The following is a 22,516-nucleotide window of genomic DNA, read 5'->3' as shown; positions in this document are numbered from 1 at the left end:
TTAGCTGAATCGGTCTACTAGGTCATGCATATTTTCGGCTTCTGTGTGAAGGTCGAGAGAAGCATGCATAATCGTGTTGATGGCAGCTTTTTGTTCATCGATAGATGCATTGACTTGTTCTGTAGCTGCCGCTGATTCAGTTGCGACTGCTGCAATTTGATCAATTGCCTGAACGACATGTTGTCGATTTTCGTCCATGCTACTCATATCACTTTCCATAGTTTTCAACAGGGATGTGATGTTGAGGATGGAATCGGATAATTGTTCAAAAGCATTTTTTGTATCTATAATCGTGCCTTCTTGATTACTCGTCAAATCTAATGTGTGTTTCATTTGATTTTCAGCAGACGTCGTATCTTTTCGGATATGCACTAGTAGGTCGCGAACTCTCGTAGTTGCCTCGTTTGTGTCTTCAGATAATTGACGTACTTCATTTGCTACTACAGCGAATCCTTTTCCGTGTTCACCTGCGCGAGCGGCTTCAATACTAGCGTTTAATGCCAATAAATTCGTTTGTTCTGAGATCGATGAAATCGTTAGAACGATGGCTTGGATCTCATTCATTCTAGATACGAGTTGTGAGAAATTACCTTGCAAATCGTTGATTACGATGTGGAAGTTAGCAGAGTTTTCCTCTAAAGTTTCGGCTTTTTGCATACCTGAACTTTGTAGATCATTCATGCTGTGCATCTCCGTCACGACATGTTCATATTGTGCTGATGCGTTGGAAATCAGCGTAGATAATTGCCCAACTTTTGTGATAGCAACATCTGCTTCCTCAGATTGCAATACCGCACCTGAAGATACTTCAGTAATCGCGCTGTGAATTTCGTCAGCCGATGCAGTTGCTTCTTCTGTAATTGCGCTAAGTGTTTCAGAAGATGTTCTCATTCGATCTGAAGAAAGTCTTGTCCGACCGACCATCTCATTTAGATTATTTTTCATCGTATTCACATTTTCAGCTAAGTGGCCGAGCTCATCACGTGAACGGATCGGAATATCTTCACCTGACAGTTTACCTTGTGCTATTTCAGCTGTAATGAGGCGGATATTCTTAATGTATGATGTCAAACGCCCTGAGAAAATAGAGAATAGTGTAACCCCTACAATAATAGAAATAATGATAGAAATTAATGTGTACCATAAAACATTTTTGGCTCCAGCATTAAAGTCTACTAAATAGGTTCCAGCTACTACGATCCATCCCCAATTAGGATCTTCTAAGCCGTAAGTAATTTTTGGTGCTTCTACATTCAGATTGCTTGGCAGCGGCCAGTCATACTGTACATAACCGCCTCCGTTTTTAGCTTCTAAGATTACTTCACGAATGAAGTAACGACCATCTTTTGTTTTGGATTCATACAAGCTTTCTCCTTCTTTTTGCGGGTGCACAAGCAAAGTACCTTCCTGATCCACTACATAGAAGTAAAAATTCTCTCCGTATTTTGCTGGATTGTCTAAAGGTCTAGTACCGTCAGCAGCCATAGGTCCCATAATTTTGTCTTTAGCTCGTTCTTGTGCGTCTTCTAAACTAATTGTGCCATTCTCTACTTGAACATTGAGCTCATCGATTAAATCTAGGACAGCATACGTCCCTTTCTGTAAACCCATCTCCCCGACTTTCTCAAGCTCTTGCTTCGCTACAAAATAATTGACGATTCCTACAGCGAGAAGTGGTATTAAAATAACTAGAGCTGCAAGCGCTATCAACTTGTTGCGTACTGAACCTTTCAATACGTAATCCCCCTTTTGCATCTTTTATGTGAAACCTTTATCCCTTATTACAGTATAGGCTATTCTAATTAATAACGGAATAGATTGTCTCAATTACTAGTAATTTATTACTTAAATTTCTAGCTTCGTTGTTAAATGGCAGCTGTGTACTCTTCGATTCTTGACTTGAAAAATGCAGTAGGCTACACTTAATAGAGCTGTGGCTGTACGGTTCTTTAAGATTTTCAAAAAGTAAAAACGGATATTGTATGGAGCTATAGTAATGTAAGGAGTGTTCGAGCAGTGCCGATTTTAGATAAAAGCAATGCAAAAGATGTTAAAAGATATGAAACGTTTATGAGAAATTCTCCGTTTCGTTCGATTACACAAGATCCCAATTGGGCACATGTAAAAGATGATTGGGGTAATGAGCAAGTATATGTAGAACGTGATGGAGAAATTGTAGCCGCTATGTCCTTATTGATACGAAAGGTACCAGGCGGTTTTTCATTACTATATGCACCACGTGGACCTATTTGCGATTTACATGATCAGAAGCTAGTTGAAGAATTGATTAAAGAGGCAGAAGTACTAGTGAAAAAACATAAAGCCTTTGCATTAAAAATGGATCCTGAACAGCTGTATACGGATGAATTGGACAAGTTATATCGTGATGCAGGTTACATAGTACGCAACGAAGGCGCGGGTAAAGAAGAGTTAATCCAGCCTCGCTACAATATGATTGTTAAACTGACGGACGAGGATGAAGATTCTTTAATGCTCAAATTCCGTAGTAGAACGCGAAGTAAAATCCGAAGCTCGGCACGTAAAGGTGTAGAGGTATCTTATTCACGTAGTGATGAATATTTAAAGAAATTCTTTGAGATCCATGAAGAAATGTCTGTTCGGAACCAAATCTCTATTCGTTCATATGATTATTTCGTCAAAATGCGAGAAGCATTCGATGATTTACGCATTTATATAGCTAAGCATGAAGACGACTACTTAGCCGGTGCTGTAACTATCAACTATAACGGAAAATTGTATTACTTATACGCAGGTAGTTCCAATACGAAGCGTAACTTGAATCCCAGTTACCTAATGAACTATGAAATGATGAAGTGGGGACTGGAAATCGGTGCGGACCAGTATGACCTTGGTGGAGTATTCGTACTCGACAGTGAGCAAGATGGATTATATAATTTTAAAAACAGTTTTTGTCAAGTAGACGGAGTGACAGAATTTATCGGTGAAATTGATAAAGTGTATAAGCCATTCATTTATAATATGTTTGTGAAAGTAGTGCCTAAAATTCAGAAGTTGAAAAAGAAGCTTCAAAAAAAATAACCGGTTGAAGTCCTCAACTATAGAAAAGAGTGAACCGAATGAATTTTTTAGACGAGCTGAATGAATCTTTGCGCACAAAATGGAAATTTAAGCAGCCTATGCCCATTCAGTCTCAAATGATACCCGAGATGTTGTCAGGCAAAGATATAGTAGCTGAATCACCAACAGGAACAGGTAAGACACTAGCGTATACGTTACCTGTAATCCAAATGGTCGACGGGAACCTACCGAAGACACAGGCGTTAATCATCACGCCATCACAAGAGCTATCCATGCAGATTGTCAATGTGATCCGTGAGTTGGTTGAAGGAACTTCTGTAACAGTGACTCAGTTGATTGGCGGCGCAAACATGCAACGCCAGGTCGAAAAACTGAAAAAGAAACCGACAATTGTTGTCGGTACACCAGGAAGATTAAATGAACTAGTAAGAGAAAGAAAGTTGAAAATGTATGATATTCAATACTTGGTCATAGACGAAGCGGATCAACTTCTGTCTCGTGAATATCGCGTATTGGTAAAAAGTTTGATTGAAGCAGCAAACCCTGAACGTCAGTTAGCGGTTGTGTCAGCCACAATTACGGATGAAATCGAACTCGTGGCTAAACAATTGATGAATGATCCGATTCGGTTGCAAGTCAATTCAGATGAAATTCCAAATAGCGGTCAAGTGATTCATTCATACGTAAAAGTAGATGAACGTAAAAAGACGGATATATTGCGAGGCATTTCCGCATTATCAGGCGTACGAGCACTAACATTCATGAATAATGTCGATCAATTGCGCATGAAAGAGCTGAAACTACTCTACAACGATGCGCCGATTGCAGTCCTTTATTCTGACATGAAAAAACTCGACCGCCAGAAAACGTTGGAAGACTTCAGAAAAGGCACTATTCGGATCCTCATCGCTACAGACTTAGCAGCACGAGGATTGGATATTGAAGGACTAACACACGTCATCCATGTCGACGTACCGCACACAGCGGAACAATATGTGCATAGATCAGGAAGAACAGGCCGCGCCGGAGCAGACGGAGAAGTCCTGACACTTCTATCCTATCCAGAAGAACGCGACTACCGTAAAGTTTCCAAAGGCTTCAAAACTGTCCAAAAAGTTTGGTACAATGGACAACTGATCGAAGGAAACTCCAAAACAGTTGACGATTTGAAAAAAGCGGCGCCAAAGAAATCCAAACCGAAAGTTAAGAAAAAGAAATAATAAAAAACGTATCAACCAAACGACGATACGCAAAAACTGAAGACTGCCCTCGTATTAGGGGGGCAAGTCTTCAGTTTTTTCTTTCGATTAGTAGGAAATCACTCCAAAATTCCGCAGCAAAAAAATGAGCATGCACGGAAACATCCGCACACACTCATTCACATCATTTCATTAATCAAGCTGAGTTAAAATAATAGGCTGCCCCTTCGTCACGACAATCGTATGCTCTATCTGTGCAACGAGTGACTTGTCAGGCGTAACAAATGTCCAACCGTCATCTAACTCAATTACATGCTCAGCCGCATGCGAAATGAACGGTTCTACCGCAAGAACCATACCGTCCTTCAATAACGTTTTATCCCAAGGGTCGTAATAATTCAGAACATGCTGAGGCTCTTCGTGAAGAGATGTACCAATTCCGTGGCCAGTTAAATTTTTGATCACATGCAAGCCGTGATCTTTCGCTTCACGCTCTACTGCTTTACCGATTTGATTCAAACTAGAACCCGCTTTTACTTTCAATAACGCGCGATCCAAGGCAGACTTTGCTACGTCGCATAACTTCTGCTTTTGCTCGTCAGGTGTACCTGCTACAAATGAAATACCCGTGTCTGCAAAGTAGCCGCCGGCTGACCCAGAAACATCTATATTCACAAGATCACCGTCTTGGATCTTGTAGCTTCCTGGAATGCCGTGCGCTACCTGATGGTTGACACTGATACATGTATAGCCAGGGAAGTCATACTGGTCAATAGGAGCGGAAACAGCACCTTTTTCAGCGAACAGGCGACCAGCCATATCATCAAGTTCTTTCGTTGTGATGCCAGGTACGGTAGCATCTTTCAACGTTTCACGAATCTCTGCAACGATTTTACCAATTGCCCGTAACCCCTCTAATTGTTCATCATTTTTTACAATCATGTTTACAAGTCCTTTCTTCCGTACAATTTATTCAATTCTACTATATCATACTTTATTGATGTTTTTTTAATGATTCGCTTGTTCTTCTATTCCTTATTTCAAGACTTTTACACCTTGATAGACATTCCAAATTAGGACGCTTACAAACAACAAACCATATAAAATGATGAATAGTATAGGAACGAATCCCCAGAACATCATATTATTATTTGTATTAGTGATGGTATCAACGTTAAAGGAAAATATCGAAAAGGACATGATGATGAAGCCAGCAATCAGTAATGCCATAGGAACGACATGTGAAACGAGTGCCTTTTTGGCATGACGGCGAACTTCGAATTCATCCGCAACGAAATAAATGATGATCGGCAATAGAAGGGGGGCGAAAAAGACACTGAAATAACTAAGCGAAGACAATAATTTTGAATTTGACATAGCGTAACCTCCACTCTCTAGCATGATAGTCCATACTCTAACCTATACCCTAGTTTACGGTATAATCATGAAAAAAACACGGTTGCCCCATTGGCACCGTGTTATAATTGTTTGGGCTTTGAAAAACGCTGGCCCATAACTAGTGTAAAACCGATTACTGCGGAAAGAAATAAAGCGGCTGTTGAAACAAATAGCTCATCGGTTCCATTTTTTATGGCGATACCGATGAAAGACCAAATAATGATTAAATTAAACATAGAGTCACGGTAATGATACATAAAATGTAAAGCGATCGCTGCTGTTAAAGTTAAGAAAAGGACTGTCCATAGCGGATCACTCAAACCCCATCCTGTCCAATCATGGAATTTGAAAGCATAGTTAGAATTTGCGATGACTGCGATGAAAATCCATGCCATATAAGCTGAAATCGGAAGTCGTTCCCGATTCGTTTCGTCTTTTTTTGGATAACTGAAATACAGAACTAGTAAACAAATTAATAGGGCGATTACGCTAACAATAGCCCAGTAATAATAACTATAATGCCACAATAAAAGCCATGCAATATTAAAGAAGCAGCTGATTGAGAATGTAACTGCACGTAAGTTAGCAACGAATGAAGAGAGACTATCTGATGTTTTGAAAAATAAGTATAACCAACTGACAAGTAATAGATCTAGCACTATCCAAATTGAAAAGACGTACTCTGCAGGCATGAATAGAACCGGCACTCGATTAGCAATCTCCCAAGTAGTTAGTCCATTAAGTGGGATTAAATTGGCAGCGATATGAGTTCCAATCATGATGAGCAACGAAAGTGCCATCAAAATAATTCTTAGCATGATAAAATCCTCCTGAACAACAGTATACAGAGATTCCAGAACCGTGGAGGGAAAAAGTATGAATTTTCCTTTACAAATGAGAAATTGTGGCGTTCTATTGTCTTGTACATGTAAAAAAACTATAATAAGAACTATTGAATTCAGGTAACTGGTACTGAATTTCCGTTTCATTTGGATCAATTGAACAAAGTAGAAGGTTAGAACAGAATGCTTCGAAAAGGATGAGGAAAAATGATTTTACTCGAAGGGGAGCAATGCTACCTACGGATACTCACAGAAGATGATGCGTATCAGTTCACCCAGCTGCTTATTGCGAATAAGGAGTATTGGACGGAATTTGAACCACGGCACGATAATACGTATTACACAGTAGCAATGCAGCGGGATAAAATTCGAGAATCCCTCTATCAAATGCGTGATCGACGGGAGTATAATTTCGGTATTTTTGATTCGGAAACAAGTTTGATCATCGGCCAGATTTCATTGTATAGCATTAAACGGTTACCGTTTTCCAGTGGTTTTGTGGGGTATTCCATTGATCAGCGGCAAACAGGAAGAGGAATCGGCACAGAAGCGGTCGCACTCATTAATCAATTTGCGTTTGAAAAAGTGAATCTACACAGGGTGGAAGCATATGTATCCCCTCGTAATGTTGGTTCGGTCAAAGTATTGGAAAAAGCGCGGTTTCGGCGTGAAGGATTATTGCGCCAATTATTATTTATTAATGGCGTATGGGAAGATCATTATATGTATGCCATTGTAGAAGAGGATTATTGAAAGGGTAAGACCTTTTTGGAAAAGTGGATCACTATATGGAAAAACCGGCTCTTCGAATAGAAGGTGTCGGTTTTTTGCAGTTTTTAAGGTGGGGTAGCGGTGGACTCCCGGTGGTTGCCGCTCATAGTTTCGTGTAGTCGCTCATAGTTCATACCGAACCGCTCTAATGCGCGAAGTATCCGCTCTATATCATCTAGTAACCGCTCATACACGCGATCTAACCGCTCATAGTCGACACGCAACCGCTCAATACTCTCTAGCCGCACGTCAGGCCATTCATTCTGAAGTGGAGTAGCAGTGGGCACCCGATTGCCGCTCATAGTTTCGTGTAAGCGCTCATAGTTCATACCGAACCGCTCTAACGCGCGAAGTATCCGCTCTATATCATCTAGCATCCGCTCATACACGCGATCTAACCGCTCATAGTCGACACGCAACCGCTCTATACTCTCTAGCCGCACGCTAAGCCACACCCCACGCCCCAAACCCTCACAGAAACACAAAAAACCGGCCTCTTCAAGCAGTGAAGAGGCCGGTTTTTCAACGATATATTTTTACAGAGATACTTCTTGTGCTTTGTATCCATCTTCAATAATGTCCAGCTTACCGTTTGTAGGGTCGACAACAAGACCGTGTACATTTACGTCAGTTGGGATAAGTGGGTGGTTGCGGATCGCGTCCACACTCTTTTTCACGCTTTCTGTTACATCGCTGAAACCGTGCAACCATTTCTCCATATCGATACCTGAGTACTTCAATGTTTTGAACATGTCCGGGTTTACGCCACGCTCAATCATATTTCCTATAATGTGTTCGGTGTTGATAGAGCTCATGCCACAATCATGATGGCCGATCACGTATACTTCATCTGCTTGTAATTCATAAACGGCAACTAATATACTGCGCATCAAACCGCCAAAAGGAGACGTGATAATGGCGCCAGCACTTTTAATAATTTTTGCATCACCGTTTTTTAAGTTCATTGCTTTAGGGAGGAGCTCGATTAATCTTGTATCCATACATGTAAGGATGACAATTCGTTTATTAGGAAACTTCGTAGTAGCAAACTCTTCATACTTTTTTTCTTCCACAAACGTTTTGTTATAATTCATAATTTCGGATAGTGAAGTCATTGTTATAATCTCCTCCGTACTGTTTATAGTATGTAAAAGAAAAGAGTTGCCTTTTTAGGCAACTCTAATCATGAAATCTATATCCATTAAATCTGGAATAGAAGCAAATTAGTTTCTGCCTTCTGGTTTTGGATCAATAGTATTGGAGTCGTTTGAATCCATTGATCCAGATAAGAAGTGCATCGTAAACAAGGATGCAAGTCCAAGAACAACCATGTAACCGATCACTGTTGTATACATTAAAGCCATTTGAAAGCCCCTCTTTCTGAAATGTATTATGTCCTCATCACTATTATACATGATTTTCAGTAAAATATTAAGGGCTACTGTAAACTTTGGAGTAAAAGTGACGGATTTTAGAATGCCCAGTTGCCGTTACGGAAGACAGGCTCTACTGTCCCATCATCGAGAATTCCATCAATATCCATCTTTTCAGATCCAATCATAAAGTCGACGTGTGTTAAGCTTTGATTCAATCCATTCGCTTGTAGTTGTTCTGTATCCATTTCTTTTCCGCCATCTAGACAAAATGCATAGGCACTTCCAATTGCCAAGTGATTCGAAGCATTTTCATCAAATAATGTATTGTAGAATAACACATTTGAATTAGAAATAGGTGAGTCGTGCGGTACGAGTGCCACTTCGCCAAGGAATTGTGAACCTTCATCAGTATCAACAAGTTGTTTCAGTATTTCCTCGCCTTGGGTAGCTGTAACGTTTGTAATTTTTCCTTCTTTAAATTGAATCGTGAAGTCATCAATGATCGTTCCCGCATAGCTAAGTGGTTTAGTGCTAGTAACAGAGCCATTCACTCCAGTTTTTAGCGGTGCCGTAAAGACTTCTTCAGTCGGCATATTGGCCATGAACTCATGCCCAGCCTGATTAACACTACCAGCTCCGCACCATAAGTGCTTTTCTGGTAATTCTATTGTTAGGTCTGTGCCTGGAGCTGTATAATGAAGTTTGCGATAGTGTTTACTATTCAAATACTCTACTTTTTCATGCAAGTTTTCATTATGCTCTTTCCATGCTTGCACTGGATTTGGCAAATCAGCTCTTACAGCACGTAAAATTGAATCCCATAGCGCGGGTACTTGTTCCTCTGTAGATAGGTCAGGGAAGATTTTAGCCGCCCACGCTGTCGAAGGTGCAGCAATGACTGTCCAGCTGAACTTATCTGCCTGCATAGCTTGGCGGAACTTGTTGAGAGCAGTGCTGGAAGCTTTTTGATTATCGCGTATTCTGCTAGACTCGATACCATTTAATAAGTCTGGATCTTGCGATACGATTGACATGAATGCAGCGCCTTTTTCAGCTAGCTGTTCACGTTCTATCTGTTTCCACGTGGGGAACTCGGAAAACGAATCAGCTGGTGCCTTTTCATAACGCAGACGTGTAACAACATCGTCTACCCAGTCTACGAACACTTGTCGTGCCCCTGCATCATAAGCTTTTTCAACAATTAGTCGAACAAATAAAGTATTTTCAGTAGAAGCGCTGATGAATAGATATTGGTCCTGTTGAATATTTACCCCCACTCTTACAGCTAAGTCAGCATAATTGGAAAGCTGATCTTGAAATTGATTCATCATGACATCTCCTTTTTACGTGTTGTGACAATTCTAACAAGTACAGATCGCAGTTCGCAACGATAATGCAATCAAAATAGGATGAAATACTCTCAGCTCCTTCAGAATAGTCGATGGTTTTCCCTAAACAACGTCATAAAATAACCGAAATAATAAGTAGAATGTAGTATTTGGAGGCTTTATACATGGATTTGTCCACAATTATAGGTTTAGTATTAGGATTTGCAGCTCTCCTTATTGGAATGACGCTAAAAGGAGTAACACCCGACGCGTTACTTAACCCGGCTGCGATCCTAATCATCATAGCAGGAACGATTGCCGCTGTTGTCATTGCTTTTCCGATGAGTGAATTAAAAAGGATACCTAAATTATTCAAAATTATTTTCACACAGCAAAAACTTGCATCAGATGCGGAATTAATTCGTCTTTTCTCTTCTTGGGCTGATATTGCTCGTCGAGAAGGATTGCTTGCATTGGAGGCAAAAACAGATGAAATTAATGATCCGTTTTTGAAAAACGGATTGAGCTTGGCAATTGACGGACAAAATGCCGATTATATTCGGGATGTATTAAGTGAGGAAATTGAGGCGATGCAAGAGCGTCATTCAGTCGGAGCTTTAATCTTTTCACAAGCTGGTACATACGCCCCTACGCTGGGGGTTCTCGGAGCTGTTGTAGGACTGATTGCAGCACTAAAAGATATGAATAATATCGATGCGTTAGGTCATGCAATTTCTGCGGCATTTATTGCAACATTGCTTGGGATTTTCACAGGGTACGTTTTATGGCATCCGTTCTCCAATAAACTCGTACGTAAGTCTAAAGAGGAAGTTCGACAAAGAACCATGGTGATTGAAGGCATACTCTCCGTATTGGAAGGGGAAGCACCACGTGTTATCGAACAAAAATTGGCATCTTATCTTTCTGTAGAAGACCGGAAGAAGCTAGCTATTGATGGCGGCGAAGGAGCTGGTAAAGTTGGCGAAGAAGCGTAAGAAAAAGAAACACGAAATAGAACATATTAATGAGTCCTGGTTATTACCTTACGCCGATCTACTGACACTATTACTAGCATTATTCATCGTATTATTTGCTACGAGTTCAGTAGATGAAGGGCGATTTGCAGAAGTCTCTAAAGTATTCAGTGAAATATTTGAAAGTGGGAGTGGAATTATGAGTGAAAGCGCGCCAACCACTACCCCTGTTCCAGATGATTCGGTAGGGGAGCAAGATGAAAACTCCTCCTATGTAGAAGATCAGCAATCCTTGGGAGAAACCCAGGATGATTTGGACGAGTATATTGCCGTGAATGAATTAGAAAATCAGTTTGATACTGAAATGACAAGTGAAGGCTTATTACTGACGATTCGGGACAGTGTATTGTTTAAATCGGGAGAAGCAACAATCAATCCTGAGTACAAAAGACTGGCGAATGATATTTCCCGTCTTTTGACACTAGATAGACCTCGCCAAGTAGTCATCACAGGTCATACAGACGATATACCGATCAACAATGCCCAATATTCATCGAACTGGGAATTAAGTGTTATGCGTGCGGTAGAGTTTTTGAAAATCATTGTGGCAGACAATGAAGTTGATCCCAATCTATTCAGTGCGAAAGGGTATGGAGAGTATAAGCCGATCGTTCCGAATGATACAATAGAAAATCGCAGTAAAAATCGAAGAGTAGAAGTACTGATTCAACCACTTGTTTTAAAAGATGGCACACCGGTCACCACGCAATAAAAAAGCGACTCCACGTGGAGTCGCTTTTTTAATTGCGCATAGAACCAAGTTCTGAAGCGATTGCTTGCATTTCATTCGGTGTGATGTTGTCGCGTTTCATGACCATTTCGTACATATAGTACAAATCTTCGTACTGTTCTGTACTGAAATTTTCAGGTTTCATCGCATCCACATTTACCATGCGTAGTTTTTCTTTAATCTTTTCAATCATGTAGGAAACATTCTCAGGTGATTTTGTAGATAAATCCATATTCTTACCGCCTTTCCTCTAATGAAAACTATCATTTCATGAAAGCAGAAGGCTGTCAACTGTACTTTGAGACGTTACTTACGAGACTCTTCACGTTCTTCGTCAATTTTCTTCTTAAAACGTCTGGTTTCCAAAATGACCACACCGGACAAGCCGAGCAATCCAATTAAGTTTGGAATCGCCATTAAGCCATTTAATACATCTGCTAAAATCCATACAAGATCTAGTGATGCAGTAGCCCCTACAAAGATGAATGCTACGAATATAATTCGATAGGTAAGGACTGCTACACGATTAGGGAAGAGGTATTGGAAACACTTCTCACCGTAATAACTCCAACCTAAAATGGTAGATGTAGCAAAGAATACAAGTCCAATTGATACTAAAATCGGTCCGACACTACCAAGGAAAGAACCGAACGCTTCAGCTGTTAGGGTACCTGCATCAATTGATTGATCCTGCCATTTATTACTCATTACAATCGTAACACCTGTAATTGAACAGATGATTAACGTATCGAATAATACTTGTGTCATTGAAACAAGTGCCTGACGCCCGGGCAAATCCGTACGTGCAGCTGCTGCAGCGATTGGAGCAGAACCGAGACCCGCTTCGTTAGAGAAGAGTCCGCGTGCAACACCGAATCGGATAACTGTACCGATTGCACCACCGGCAACTGCCTGGCCTGTGAATGCATCCGTAAAGATAAGACCAAATGCTGCTGGAACTTGTTCGATATTTAAGATCATAACGATGGCTCCGGCAATGAAATAGAATAACGCCATGATGGGTACGAAAAATGCCGTTACACGACCAATTGACTTAATACCTCCGAGTATAACGAGTGCACCGAATAATACTAATGCAATTCCCGTAATATAGTGGGGCACTTCAAATGTGCTTTTCATTACGTCTGCTACTGCTTTAGATTGTGTTCCATTACCAATTCCAAACGCAGCCAAAGCACCGAATATCGCAAATAGTACACCGAGCCATTTTTGCTTCAGGCCATGTTCGAGGTAGTACATAGGTCCGCCAGCCATTAAGCCGTTGGAATCTTTGACACGATACTTAACAGCCAAGATTGCCTCACTGTACTTTGTTGCCATACCGAAGAATCCGGCTAGCCACATCCAGAAAATTGCACCAGGTCCACCCGCTACAACAGCAGATGCAACTCCGACGATATTACCAACACCGACCGTAGCGGCCATCGCGGTCATGAGAGCTTGGAACTGTGAAATGTCACCGTCTACTTTTTTATCATGTTTCCGTGTAAATACTTGTTTCAGTGAATAGGGCAGTAATCGTAATTGTATAAATGTTAAGCGTAGTGTTAAATAAATTCCGGTACCAATTAATAAAATGAGCAATGGTGGTCCCCATATTAAATCGGACGCAGTAGTCAAGAAATTCTCGATCTTATCCATTTCATCCCCCCAATTTCTCTTAGATGTGTATATTCGTTTCCGAGATTTCGAGAATCAGCTCCTTTCAGTAGATTCTGTTATTAACATGTTATTGTTAATAATCTAAAAAATAGAACGATTCGTCAAGACTTTTTTGAATAAAGTGAAACAAAGATTGTTTGGTAAGTTGCAATATGGGTATAATGAAGTGAGAAGTAAACGTGAACAAGGAGGCGAAAAATGTATGGGTTCTAGTAAATTTGGAAGATATGTATTAGGCGGCGCACTACTTGGAGCTGCAGTGAGTATGTTGGACCGAGCAACCAGACAGCACACGATGACTACAGCAAGAACGTCGTATGAAAAAGTATTATATTACAAAGAAAATCCGGATATTATAAAAAATGAATTCCAACAGAAAAAAGAAAAAGTACAAACTCTTGTTGATCAAGTGAAAGGTGATGTAAATTACATCAAATCACAGGTCGATGAAATCAAGACACTGACTCCGCAAGTGAAAGAAATGTTTGCGGACACAAAAGAAGCAATCGCTGATTCCAAATCAGAGTATGAGCACATCATCGAGGATGATTCTACAGCTGCATCTTCTGTTTCAACAGATGGAGATGCTTCATTGCCTCCGATGATCCAAAAAAAAAACGTGATACCACTAGAGAAAAAATAAAGGTAGAATCAGTAAATGAAAGGGGGACACATCAGTTGGATAAACAAAAAAGTGCCCCTTCTTCAGATGCTGAAAATGAAGAAGAGTCTCAAACGGCAAAAGTTAAAGAATTCATTAAGGATGTAAAAGACGGAGAAGAAGAGGATTTTGATCCAACTACTACGAGCGGCTTTTTCAAACAATTGATTATCCGGGTGAAAGAATTGGATATTTCAGCAGCTGGTTCGCAGTTAGCGTTCTTTTTCCTGTTGTCATTATTCCCTCTATTAATCTTCCTTTTTACATTACTACCTTACTTACAGTTAGATCAAAGCCAAATCTACATGTTTATCCGCGAGTATGCACCAGAGAGTACAGCTTCTCTAATTGAAGGGACACTTTCTGAAGTACTAGATAATAAAAGTGGAGGATTACTGTCAGTCGGAATCTTGGCTACCATCTGGTCTGCGTCTAAAGGTATGGGAGCAGTATCAAAAGGCTTGAATGACGCGTATGAAGTGGAAGATGACAGGAACTTTTTCGTTTCTAAAGGATTGTCGATCGCATTTACTATTATGTTAGTGTTGACGGTAATCGTCGCGTTAGTACTACCGATATTTGGTCAACCAATTGGTCAAGTGATTTTTACGTTCTTAGGATTGGAAGAGACGTTCCTGACTGTATGGAATTTAGTTCGATTCCTCATTCCACCATTCTTGATCTTTACGGTATTCTCTTTACTGTATTGGCTTGTACCAAGTGTGAAGTTGCATTTTAAAGAAATACTTCCTGGTGCGATCTTTGCGACAATAGGATGGATTATTACGTCGCTAGGCTTCTCGTTCTATATTAGTAATTTTGGAAGTTATGCCAATACGTATGGCAGTATCGCTGGAATAATCGTATTAATCTTGTGGTTATACTTATCAGCTATCATTTTGATACTGGGAGGTACGATCAATTCAGTCGTGAAAAATCGTCAAGACCATGCACAACAAACTATATAAATAAAAAAGTGAAGAAGGTTTTCCTTTCTTCACTTTTTTTATTTATTCTATTTTATTAAGCATCCGTAAACCATTTAATATAACCAAAATCGTACTTCCTTCGTGTCCAATTACGCCAAGTGGCAAATCGACTACTTGCATGAAGTTTGCGATAATGAGGATCGAGATGACAGCAATTGAAAAGAATACATTTTGTTTAACGATTCGCTGCATTTTTCTTGAAAGCTTAATGGTGTAAGATAAGCGATTCAAGTCATTTTGCATGAGTACAACATCAGCTGTCTCTAGCGCCACATCTGTACCTTCACCCATCGCGATGCCAGAAGTAGCAGTAGCTAGAGCAGGTGCGTCATTAATCCCGTCTCCTACCATGCCGACCGTACCGTATTCTTTCAATAAATGCTTAAGCTGAACGACTTTCTCTTCTGGTAAACATTCTGCAACGTACGTATCGACACCTACTTCATTTGCGATTGCATGAGCGGTCTTTTCATTGTCGCCAGTTAACATAACAGTACGAAGCCCTAAAGATTGTAGCGATTTAATTGCAGAAATAGCTTCTTGTCGCAAAGTATCCTGTAAAGCAGCTAGCGCTACTATTCCTTGTTCATCTCTCATGAAAATGACCGTTTTACCTTCATTCGCAAGCGATACTGCAACATTGTCTTGGAAATCTTCCACTAATTCTTCCCCGATAAATTTTGGATTTCCAATTAGAATCTCTCCTTGGCCGGTTTCTGCTTTGATACCAAATCCAGGGACGTCTTCAATATGAAGATTTCGCTCAGGTTCAACGCCATGATCCTGGGCGTAATTGATAATTGCTTTTGCCAACGGGTGATTGGATAGGGATTCCGCACCTGCAAATAAAGCAAGCGTTTCCTTCATATCCGTACCTTCCCGAACGATAAAATCCATCACAACGGGTTTCCCAGTAGTCAAAGTACCTGTTTTATCAAAAGCGAATGCTTGTAATGTACTTAGGTGTTCTAGGTGAACACCACCTTTAAATAATACCCCTTTTCTAGCACCGTTAGAAACAGCGGCTAGCGTAGCAGGCATAATCGAGGCCATTAACGCACAAGGGGAGGCAACAACTAACAAGACGATTGCACGGTAGAATGTTGTAGTCCAGTCCCAGTTAAATAAAAAGTGGGGTAAGAACATCATAATGACAACTGCTGCTAGTACAATTTTCACGTAAGATCCTTCAAAGCGCTCGATAAATTGTTGAGAAGGAGACTTTTCACTTTGTGCGTTTTGCACCATCGTAATAATTTTCTGGAATAACGTCTCAGAACTTGGTTTCGTCATGGTCATGCGAATCGCGCCGCTAATATTAACAGTTCCTGCAAATAGTTCATCATTTTCCTGTTTTGTCACCGGAATAGATTCACCGTTAATGGCTGACATATCAATCGAAGTGATCCCGCTTACTACTTTACCATCGACCGGAATACGTTCGCCTGGTTTAACGAGCAATATAGAGCCAATCGATAATGAGTCTGTAGATACCTTTTTCTCACTGCCGTCTTCAAGGATTAGCCATGCTTCCTCAGGCTGCAATTCCATTAAAGAAGAGATTTCTTTATGGCTTTTATTGAGTGTATAGGTTTCTAGTGCACCGCTAATTGCGAAGATGAAAATCAGGATTGCACCTTCAGCCCAGTATCCGATAATACCTGAACCAATAGCTGCAAAAATCATGAGCATTTCAACGTTAAGTTCTTTATTGGCTATCGTTTCTTCAATACCTTCCTTGGCCTTAGCGTAACCGCCGATCAGAAACGCTATGATATACAGCGTAACAGAAAAAGATTCTGTGCCGTTTTTACCTAAAATCCATGCAGCAAGTATGATAACCCCTGATAATATAGCCGCAATCAATTCCAGACGCGCAGACCAGTCAACCGTGTGTTCCGATTGTTCTTTTGCAAGTGTTGTCATGTAATCTCCTCCTAATTGATAATGAGTTTCAATTTCAAATCTCTTATTAAAGCAGCAAAGTCGACTCTACAGTTGTAGAATCGACTTTTCGGGCATCAAAATAGAATGAATATGAAGTTGTAATAGTTATTATCTACAGTATATCATTTCTCAATGAGAAGTGTTACTTAAATGGCTAATTAAAGCAAATTGGGTAAAAAGGTATAAAGGTTAGTACTTACAGTAGTGTTAGAGGAGGAGGATTTTTCGTGCGAAAATGTGCTCCAACACTTCACTTATGCATGTAAAAGCCATGCTTTTTTACACCTCGCTCTAGCCGGTCTATGTATTCAAAAAAGCAGCGAATGAAGGTTCTCATTCGCTGCTTGCTTATTAGTTGAATACTTTCTCTTTAAACTGGGAGAGTTTTTCGAGTGATGACTTGTCAATATCAGCATGCAGACTGTTGCCGTGTGAGTCCATTGTTACGACTGCAGTGAAGTCCTCAACGCGTAAATGCCATAGTGCTTCGGGAATACCGAACTCCAGCAAATCTACGCCTTCTACCTCTTTAATACAGTCAGCATAATACTGTGCTGCGCCACCTATGCCATTCAAATACACGCCGCCGTGCTCTTTAAGAGCTGCAAGTGTTTTGGGTCCCATTCCGCCTTTACCAATCACTGCGCGGATACCGAACTTCTTCATGATATCGCCTTGGTACGGCTCTTCACGCATAGAAGTCGTTGGACCCGCTGCTTTGATCTCATACTTGCCTTCATCGTTCTTTAGAACAACCGGTCCGCAGTGATAGATGACTTGACCATTCAAATCAACAGGGGCTTCGTTATCCATTAAATGCTTATGAATTGCATCGCGACCTGTATATATACGTCCTGAAATTTTTACTACGTCACCAACATGAAGGTCACGAACGTCTTCTTCTGAAATAGGTGCTTGTAGATGTACAATACGTGCAGTAGATTTTGCTTCTTCAGCTGGTTGTTCAAAAGCAATTTTCTCGCCTTCATTATAATGCCAATCCATGATTTCACCAGTTTTTGCATTAATGTTCACTGCCATACGGCGATATGCCCAACAGTTATAGGCGACGGATACGTAGAAGCTTGCCGGAATACGATGCATGACACCGATTTTACATCCAAGTAAAGTTGCTTCACCACCGAAGCCCATTGTTCCGATTCCAAGAAGGTTGGCTTTCTCCAATACATACTCTTCTAATTTTGCAAGTTCGGGAATTGGATTAACGTCTGTTACATCACGGAAAAGTTGTTCTTTCGCCAGATCATATCCAGATGAACGGTCGCCGCCGATTCCAACACCGATAAACCCGGCAGAACAACCTTGTCCTTGTGCTTGGTAAACTGAGTGAAGGATACACTTACGAATACCGTCTAAATCGCGTCCTGCACGACCAAGACCTTCCAATTCGGTAGGTAGGCTGTATTGGATGTTTTTGTTTTCACATCCGCCGCCCTTTAAGATTAGTTTTACTTCTATATACTCTTCTTCCCATTGCTCAAACTTTACAACGGGTAGGCCGATACCTAAGTTATTGCCGCTATTATCGCCAGTCAAAGAATCTACAGCGTTCGGACGAAGTTTTCCTTTTTCTGTAGCTAACTCCAAAGCACGTCCAATTGCAGCTTTGATTTCCAATTGGTTTACCCCGATTGGTGTTTTGATTTTGAATGTAGGAAGGCCCGTATCTTGACAAATAGGAGATAACTTATCATCAGCCATATTAATATTATTTGCAATCGTATCCAAACTCATTGCAGCGCTTGTTCCTTTATTCTCTTTTTCCTTGGCTGAAAGGATTGCACGTCGAACGTCTTTTGGTAGGTTTGTAGACGTTTCGCAAACCAGTTCATATATACTCTTCTCAATTGTCTCTATGTACATCTCAAAATCCCCCGTTAGTATATGTTATTTTTTCGAACTATCCATCTGATCTTCTAATTCATCGAGTAACATGATCAGGCGATCTATATCCTGGAGGTCCGTGTGTTCTGGCTCAATCGCTTCTAATGTTTCGATGAATTGATGGAATCGGTTTTTCAGTTCGATGACTTGTTCATTATTTTGTGAGTTATCCATACGTACACCTCTTTCTATCATTGATATCGTATATGAAAACACTCTCTTTTTCAATCTGATTTTGTTGTGCATATAGTAAATGGTGAAAGAAAAAGAAAATAGTAGATTTTTCATTAAAATACTTTACAATTGTAAGAATAGTTGGTATAGTTAATTTATTCAAAAGAAAAGGAGGTCGTAGTTATAGAGACGAATCGAATCCTAGACACATAACAACGAAGGAGGGGATCCGTAACAATCCAACATCGGAAAAACGTTGGATAACTACGAATGTAAATATGCAAACTGAAGACGAATCAAATAAGTAGAGACCTTATCTGTTAGAAGTGAATATACAGATAAGGTCTCTAATTTATTGTGTAATCGCATTTCCTTTCTCATATTCCTCTACTAACTGATCGAGCGAATGAAATTCATAGCCTTTCTTCTTGGCATCGCGAATGAAATCAGGAAGTGCCTCTGCATTATCAGGTGACACAGTATGCATAAGAATGACGGCACCCGGGTGCAGTTGATTCATCAATTCGTTATAAGCATACGCTTTTCCTTTTCGTTGGTCCCGATGCCAGTCAATGAATGCGACGGACCAGAAAATATGCCTATATCCGAGGTCATTTCCTTTTTGCAGTAACTTCGCATTAAATGTCCCCTCTGGCGGCCTCGTGTAGATGGTCCTTTTTTGACCAGTAGTAGCATATACAATTTCATCTAGCCTTTTCCACTCATCTTCCATCTGTTCCTCAGTTAAATTCGCCATATTCGGATGATCGTATGAATGATTTCCAATACCATGACCATCTTTCACCATACGTTTTACTATATCACTGGCGCTTTTTACATAATGCCCTGTTAAGAAAAATGTGGCGGGAGCTTTCTCTTTTTTCAATGTATCTAAAATGCTTTCCGTGTAGCCGGCCTCATATCCGTTATCGAATGTTAGATAAACGACTTTTTTATCTTCTTTCCCTTTATAGATTGCACCATGATCATCCAGCAATTTATCCAGTTCCGCTCCAGCAGAAGGGGGAACTCCTTCAGTAGCCTTCTTGAATCCCCAATGAAAGGCTTCCGCTTGAACAGTGAAAGGGTTCAACACAACTCCCACAATTAGCAAACAAGATGCCAGTAAAATTCCTGACACATGATGAGTCATTAAGCATCACTCCTTTTTACTAAGGATGTGCTGATCCGCTTTTTGTATGTAATAAAAAGAAAAATGTTTGTCAAAACGAAAAAACGTGATGACAAACATTCGAAGTTATAGTAATAGATTTTCAAGCGCTGGTCGTAATGAAGGATAATCAAAAGTAAATCCGTTCGCCAGCAGCTTTTCCGGTACTACATGCTGACCTTGCAGAACGACGATACTTTTTTCTCCCAATGCAGCTTTCATTGCAATACTTGGAACCCGGAACCAATGTGGACGGTGTAATACTTTGCCAATTGTTTTTCCAAAAGCATTCATATGCATAGGACTCGGTGCGACTACATTAACGGGACCTTTCACGTCTTCATTCTCTATGGAGAAGAGAATGGCATTGGCTAGGTCGTCAACATGCACCCATGAAAACCATTGGTTGCCTGAACCGATTTTACCACCGGCAAATAATTGATAAGGCAACTTCATAAGTGGCAGTGCACCGCCGTCTTTGCCGAGTACAATACCAAAACGGGTACATACAGTTCGTACGCCTATTTCATTTGCTTGTCCTGCAAGCTTTTCCCAGTCATATACGGTTGTGGCTAAAAAGTCGTCGCCGACTGCAGTAGAGTCTTCTGTATATTCAGCAGTAAGCGACGTAGGGTAAATGCCGATTGCACTTGCATTCACCAAGACTCGAGGTTTCTCAGGAAGTGTACGCATGATACGCAACACTTCTTGTGTAGCAGTGATTCGGCTATCATAAATTTGCTTTTTTCGTTCTTCAGACCAACGACCGTCATCAATGGACACTCCTGCTAAATTGACGAATGCATCTACTCGCCCCACTTCATTCTCGGGTGATGCGTGATCTGTCAACCATTGAATATAGTGAACTCCGTCATGTTCAGATGAAGGTTTACGTGTAAAGATGACTACTTCGTGACCTTTTTCCTTCAACTTGTCAGTTAAGATAGTACCAATGAATCCACTTCCTCCAGTAATAACCACTCTCATAATGGTTTCCCTCCATTCTCTTGAAAATTAATACACTATTGCTGACCACCGCGGAAAGAAGCGGTATACTTAGATAAAGTAGGTGATGGAAACGTGCCGCTTATTACCAAAATATCACAACAAAAAAGAGATAGCGAACGTTACAATATTTTCCTTGACGAACAATATGCGTTTAGTGTCCATGAATCAGTCCTAGTGAAATTTGAACTCACAAAAGGCATGGAGCTGGACGACTGGTCTAAGGACGAGATCGTTTATTCGGATCAAATTGAAAAAGCATTTAATCGTGCCTTGCATTTTTTGTCATTTCGAATGCGAAGTGAAATGGAAGTAAAAAAGAAACTGCTTGAGAAAGAGTATGGAGAAGCCGTTGTTTTGGAAGCTATCGTGAAATTAAAACGACTTGGCTTTTTGAATGATGAAGCATTTTCGGAAGCCCTTGTTCGGACAGAAAAAAATAGTACGTTAAAAGGTCCGAAAGCAATTCAACAATCTCTATATAAGAAAGGTATACCCAAAGAACTGCAAACTCAAGCATTGGAGGAATATACAATGGAAGATCAAATGGCTAATGCCATGAAGTTGGCCGAAAAGACAATTCGTTCGAATAATTCACAGCCTCCTGCGCAAGTAAAGCAAAAAATTCAAAATACATTGGCGAGAAAAGGATTTTCCTATCAACAAATATCGGAAGTTCTCGGCAATGTGACAATCGAACGTGATGAGGAGGAATGGTCTGATATCACGTCTGCATTTGGTGAAAAAGCATGGAGACGATACCAAAGTAAATACTCAGGATCCGATCTTAGACAACGTGTGAAGCAATCTATGTATCAAAAAGGAATTCCGCTTAGTCAAATCGATCAATTTATTGAACAGAAAAGGAATGAAGAAAATGGATACTGAAAAACATTATAGTGAAATGAATGAAAATGAATTGCGTAGTGAAATCGCTAACCTAATGGAGAAAGCACGTAAAGCTGAACAAATGGGGATGATTAGTGAATATGCAGTTCACCAAAGAAAAGCGATTCTTGTGCAGTCATATCTTGTAGATCCCGCTACTATTAAACCAGGTGAGATGTACCGGATTGAAGGAGACGATGGGGTCTTCTTTCAAGTTGACTACCTTAAAGGATTGTTCGCATGGGGTTATCGCTTAGGCGGCGAGAAGGCTGAAGAAGCATTGCCGCTTGCTATGTTAAAAAATATAAAAAGCGGTAAATAAACAAAAAAGAGCGCTCGTGCACTATGCACGAAC

General features: G+C 40.4%; 24 protein-coding genes. 9 read left to right on the top strand and 15 right to left on the bottom strand.

The window, feature by feature from the left end; translation table 11 throughout:
* On the bottom strand, nucleotides 1–1,734 hold the full coding sequence (locus tag CSV61_RS12495; protein ID WP_233193601.1) for a methyl-accepting chemotaxis protein: 1,734 nt from the start codon (nucleotides 1,732–1,734) through the stop codon (nucleotides 1–3).
* Between the two features lie 282 nt (nucleotides 1,735–2,016).
* Between CSV61_RS12495 and CSV61_RS12490 the strand changes: the two genes are divergently transcribed.
* Together CSV61_RS12490 and CSV61_RS12485 are read left to right on the top strand one after the other, a co-directional pair.
* Nucleotides 2,017–3,060, top strand: coding sequence for a lipid II:glycine glycyltransferase FemX (locus tag CSV61_RS12490; RefSeq protein WP_099639472.1), 1,044 nt, complete (start codon nucleotides 2,017–2,019; stop codon nucleotides 3,058–3,060).
* 38 nt (nucleotides 3,061–3,098) lie between these two features.
* Nucleotides 3,099–4,280, top strand: coding sequence for a DEAD/DEAH box helicase (locus CSV61_RS12485; RefSeq protein ID WP_083033639.1), 1,182 nt, complete (start codon nucleotides 3,099–3,101; stop codon nucleotides 4,278–4,280).
* 171 nt (nucleotides 4,281–4,451) lie between these two features.
* Here the strand turns inward: CSV61_RS12485 and map are convergent, their stop codons facing one another.
* The 3 genes from map to CSV61_RS12470 form a co-directional block, all read right to left on the bottom strand.
* A complete protein-coding gene (map, locus tag CSV61_RS12480; protein WP_099639471.1) occupies nucleotides 4,452–5,201 on the bottom strand; it encodes a type I methionyl aminopeptidase in 750 nt (249 codons plus the stop codon).
* A gap of 93 nt (nucleotides 5,202–5,294) precedes the next feature.
* A complete protein-coding gene (locus tag CSV61_RS12475) occupies nucleotides 5,295–5,636 on the bottom strand; it encodes a magnetosome magnetite crystal formation protein family (protein ID WP_083033634.1) in 342 nt (113 codons plus the stop codon).
* Between the two features lie 101 nt (nucleotides 5,637–5,737).
* Nucleotides 5,738–6,475, bottom strand: coding sequence for a hypothetical protein (locus CSV61_RS12470; RefSeq protein WP_099639470.1), 738 nt, complete (start codon nucleotides 6,473–6,475; stop codon nucleotides 5,738–5,740).
* Between the two features lie 231 nt (nucleotides 6,476–6,706).
* On the opposite strand from CSV61_RS12470, the gene CSV61_RS12465 reads away from it, so the two are divergent.
* A complete protein-coding gene (locus tag CSV61_RS12465) occupies nucleotides 6,707–7,252 on the top strand; it encodes a GNAT family N-acetyltransferase (RefSeq protein ID WP_083033628.1) in 546 nt (181 codons plus the stop codon).
* An 83-nt stretch (nucleotides 7,253–7,335) separates the two neighbouring features.
* Here CSV61_RS12465 and CSV61_RS12460 read toward each other — a convergent pair whose 3' ends face one another.
* The 4 genes from CSV61_RS12460 to CSV61_RS12450 form a co-directional block, all read right to left on the bottom strand.
* Nucleotides 7,336–7,713: a hypothetical protein gene (locus tag CSV61_RS12460; RefSeq protein WP_143561098.1), complete on the bottom strand. Its 378-nt coding sequence runs from the start codon at nucleotides 7,711–7,713 to the stop codon at nucleotides 7,336–7,338.
* A gap of 93 nt (nucleotides 7,714–7,806) precedes the next feature.
* Nucleotides 7,807–8,385, bottom strand: a complete 579-nt coding sequence (locus tag CSV61_RS12455) for a beta-class carbonic anhydrase (protein ID WP_083033624.1) — start codon at nucleotides 8,383–8,385, stop codon at nucleotides 7,807–7,809.
* Between the two features lie 108 nt (nucleotides 8,386–8,493).
* Nucleotides 8,494–8,634: a hypothetical protein gene (locus tag CSV61_RS16975; protein WP_167693389.1), complete on the bottom strand. Its 141-nt coding sequence runs from the start codon at nucleotides 8,632–8,634 to the stop codon at nucleotides 8,494–8,496.
* 107 nt (nucleotides 8,635–8,741) lie between these two features.
* Nucleotides 8,742–9,974 (bottom strand): aminopeptidase, encoded by a 1,233-nt coding sequence (locus CSV61_RS12450; RefSeq protein ID WP_099639468.1) that lies wholly within the window; start codon nucleotides 9,972–9,974, stop codon nucleotides 8,742–8,744.
* A 185-nt stretch (nucleotides 9,975–10,159) separates the two neighbouring features.
* Here CSV61_RS12450 and motA point away from each other — a divergent pair, with 185 nt between their 5' ends.
* Complete coding sequence (gene motA, locus CSV61_RS12445) at nucleotides 10,160–10,969, top strand: flagellar motor stator protein MotA (RefSeq protein ID WP_099639467.1); 810 nt, start codon at nucleotides 10,160–10,162, stop codon at nucleotides 10,967–10,969.
* Nucleotides 10,953–11,720, top strand: coding sequence for a flagellar motor protein MotB (gene motB, locus CSV61_RS12440; protein ID WP_083033618.1), 768 nt, complete (start codon nucleotides 10,953–10,955; stop codon nucleotides 11,718–11,720). The genes motA and motB overlap by 17 nt, the downstream gene beginning before the upstream one ends.
* 28 nt (nucleotides 11,721–11,748) lie before the next feature.
* On the opposite strand, the gene CSV61_RS12435 is transcribed toward motB, so the two are convergent.
* Nucleotides 11,749–11,970 carry a DUF1128 domain-containing protein gene (locus tag CSV61_RS12435; RefSeq protein WP_083033610.1) on the bottom strand — a complete coding sequence of 74 codons (222 nt, stop codon included), beginning with the start codon at nucleotides 11,968–11,970 and terminating at the stop codon, nucleotides 11,749–11,751.
* A 74-nt stretch (nucleotides 11,971–12,044) separates the two neighbouring features.
* A complete protein-coding gene (locus CSV61_RS12430) occupies nucleotides 12,045–13,400 on the bottom strand; it encodes an alanine/glycine:cation symporter family protein (RefSeq protein ID WP_083033608.1) in 1,356 nt (451 codons plus the stop codon).
* 223 nt (nucleotides 13,401–13,623) lie between these two features.
* On the opposite strand from CSV61_RS12430, the gene CSV61_RS12425 reads away from it, so the two are divergent.
* Nucleotides 13,624–14,064, top strand: coding sequence for a hypothetical protein (locus tag CSV61_RS12425; RefSeq protein WP_083033607.1), 441 nt, complete (start codon nucleotides 13,624–13,626; stop codon nucleotides 14,062–14,064).
* A gap of 35 nt (nucleotides 14,065–14,099) precedes the next feature.
* Entirely contained in the window at nucleotides 14,100–15,050 is a 951-nt protein-coding gene (locus tag CSV61_RS12420) for a YihY/virulence factor BrkB family protein (RefSeq protein WP_083033604.1), read from the top strand.
* A 42-nt stretch (nucleotides 15,051–15,092) separates the two neighbouring features.
* Here CSV61_RS12420 and CSV61_RS12415 read toward each other — a convergent pair whose 3' ends face one another.
* The 5 genes from CSV61_RS12415 to CSV61_RS12395 all read right to left on the bottom strand — a co-directional run bounded on the left by CSV61_RS12415 (nucleotide 15,093) and on the right by CSV61_RS12395 (nucleotide 21,255).
* On the bottom strand, nucleotides 15,093–16,997 hold the full coding sequence (locus CSV61_RS12415; protein WP_083033602.1) for a heavy metal translocating P-type ATPase: 1,905 nt from the start codon (nucleotides 16,995–16,997) through the stop codon (nucleotides 15,093–15,095).
* A gap of 372 nt (nucleotides 16,998–17,369) precedes the next feature.
* A complete protein-coding gene (locus CSV61_RS12410) occupies nucleotides 17,370–18,902 on the bottom strand; it encodes a fumarate hydratase (protein ID WP_099639466.1) in 1,533 nt (510 codons plus the stop codon).
* Between the two features lie 24 nt (nucleotides 18,903–18,926).
* A complete protein-coding gene (locus CSV61_RS16970) occupies nucleotides 18,927–19,097 on the bottom strand; it encodes an SE1561 family protein (RefSeq protein WP_099639465.1) in 171 nt (56 codons plus the stop codon).
* A gap of 352 nt (nucleotides 19,098–19,449) precedes the next feature.
* Nucleotides 19,450–20,250: a polysaccharide deacetylase family protein gene (locus tag CSV61_RS12400; protein WP_099639464.1), complete on the bottom strand. Its 801-nt coding sequence runs from the start codon at nucleotides 20,248–20,250 to the stop codon at nucleotides 19,450–19,452.
* A gap of 105 nt (nucleotides 20,251–20,355) precedes the next feature.
* Nucleotides 20,356–21,255, bottom strand: a complete 900-nt coding sequence (locus tag CSV61_RS12395) for a TIGR01777 family oxidoreductase (RefSeq protein ID WP_099639463.1) — start codon at nucleotides 21,253–21,255, stop codon at nucleotides 20,356–20,358.
* A 93-nt stretch (nucleotides 21,256–21,348) separates the two neighbouring features.
* On the opposite strand from CSV61_RS12395, the gene recX reads away from it, so the two are divergent.
* Both recX and CSV61_RS12385 read left to right on the top strand, forming a co-directional pair.
* Complete coding sequence (recX, locus tag CSV61_RS12390) at nucleotides 21,349–22,161, top strand: recombination regulator RecX (RefSeq protein ID WP_099639462.1); 813 nt, start codon at nucleotides 21,349–21,351, stop codon at nucleotides 22,159–22,161.
* Nucleotides 22,151–22,483, top strand: a complete 333-nt coding sequence (locus tag CSV61_RS12385) for a YfhH family protein (protein ID WP_099639461.1) — start codon at nucleotides 22,151–22,153, stop codon at nucleotides 22,481–22,483. The genes recX and CSV61_RS12385 overlap by 11 nt, the downstream gene beginning before the upstream one ends.
* Nucleotides 22,484–22,516 lie beyond the last annotated feature (33 nt).

Source organism: Sporosarcina sp. P3, assembly GCF_002743415.1.
Lineage (GTDB): Bacteria > Bacillota > Bacilli > Bacillales_A > Planococcaceae > Sporosarcina > Sporosarcina ureae_A.
This window is presented reverse-complemented; position numbering and strand designations above follow the sequence as displayed.

Coding starts and splice junctions, on each gene's coding strand:
- CSV61_RS12485 (WP_083033639.1), top strand. CDS start 3,099: ATGAATTTTTTAGACGAGCTGAATGAATCTTTGCGCACAAAATGGAAA.
- map (WP_099639471.1), bottom strand. CDS start 5,201: ATGATTGTAAAAAATGATGAACAATTAGAGGGGTTACGGGCAATTGGT.
- CSV61_RS12475 (WP_083033634.1), bottom strand. CDS start 5,636: ATGTCAAATTCAAAATTATTGTCTTCGCTTAGTTATTTCAGTGTCTTT.
- CSV61_RS12470 (WP_099639470.1), bottom strand. CDS start 6,475: ATGCTAAGAATTATTTTGATGGCACTTTCGTTGCTCATCATGATTGGA.
- CSV61_RS12465 (WP_083033628.1), top strand. CDS start 6,707: ATGATTTTACTCGAAGGGGAGCAATGCTACCTACGGATACTCACAGAA.
- CSV61_RS12455 (WP_083033624.1), bottom strand. CDS start 8,385: ATGACTTCACTATCCGAAATTATGAATTATAACAAAACGTTTGTGGAA.
- CSV61_RS16975 (WP_167693389.1), bottom strand. CDS start 8,634: ATGGCTTTAATGTATACAACAGTGATCGGTTACATGGTTGTTCTTGGA.
- CSV61_RS12450 (WP_099639468.1), bottom strand. CDS start 9,974: ATGAATCAATTTCAAGATCAGCTTTCCAATTATGCTGACTTAGCTGTA.
- motA (WP_099639467.1), top strand. CDS start 10,160: ATGGATTTGTCCACAATTATAGGTTTAGTATTAGGATTTGCAGCTCTC.
- CSV61_RS12435 (WP_083033610.1), bottom strand. CDS start 11,970: ATGGATTTATCTACAAAATCACCTGAGAATGTTTCCTACATGATTGAA.
- CSV61_RS12430 (WP_083033608.1), bottom strand. CDS start 13,400: ATGGATAAGATCGAGAATTTCTTGACTACTGCGTCCGATTTAATATGG.
- CSV61_RS12425 (WP_083033607.1), top strand. CDS start 13,624: ATGGGTTCTAGTAAATTTGGAAGATATGTATTAGGCGGCGCACTACTT.
- CSV61_RS12415 (WP_083033602.1), bottom strand. CDS start 16,997: ATGACAACACTTGCAAAAGAACAATCGGAACACACGGTTGACTGGTCT.
- CSV61_RS12410 (WP_099639466.1), bottom strand. CDS start 18,902: ATGTACATAGAGACAATTGAGAAGAGTATATATGAACTGGTTTGCGAA.
- CSV61_RS16970 (WP_099639465.1), bottom strand. CDS start 19,097: ATGGATAACTCACAAAATAATGAACAAGTCATCGAACTGAAAAACCGA.
- CSV61_RS12400 (WP_099639464.1), bottom strand. CDS start 20,250: ATGACTCATCATGTGTCAGGAATTTTACTGGCATCTTGTTTGCTAATT.
- CSV61_RS12395 (WP_099639463.1), bottom strand. CDS start 21,255: ATGAGAGTGGTTATTACTGGAGGAAGTGGATTCATTGGTACTATCTTA.
- CSV61_RS12385 (WP_099639461.1), top strand. CDS start 22,151: ATGGATACTGAAAAACATTATAGTGAAATGAATGAAAATGAATTGCGT.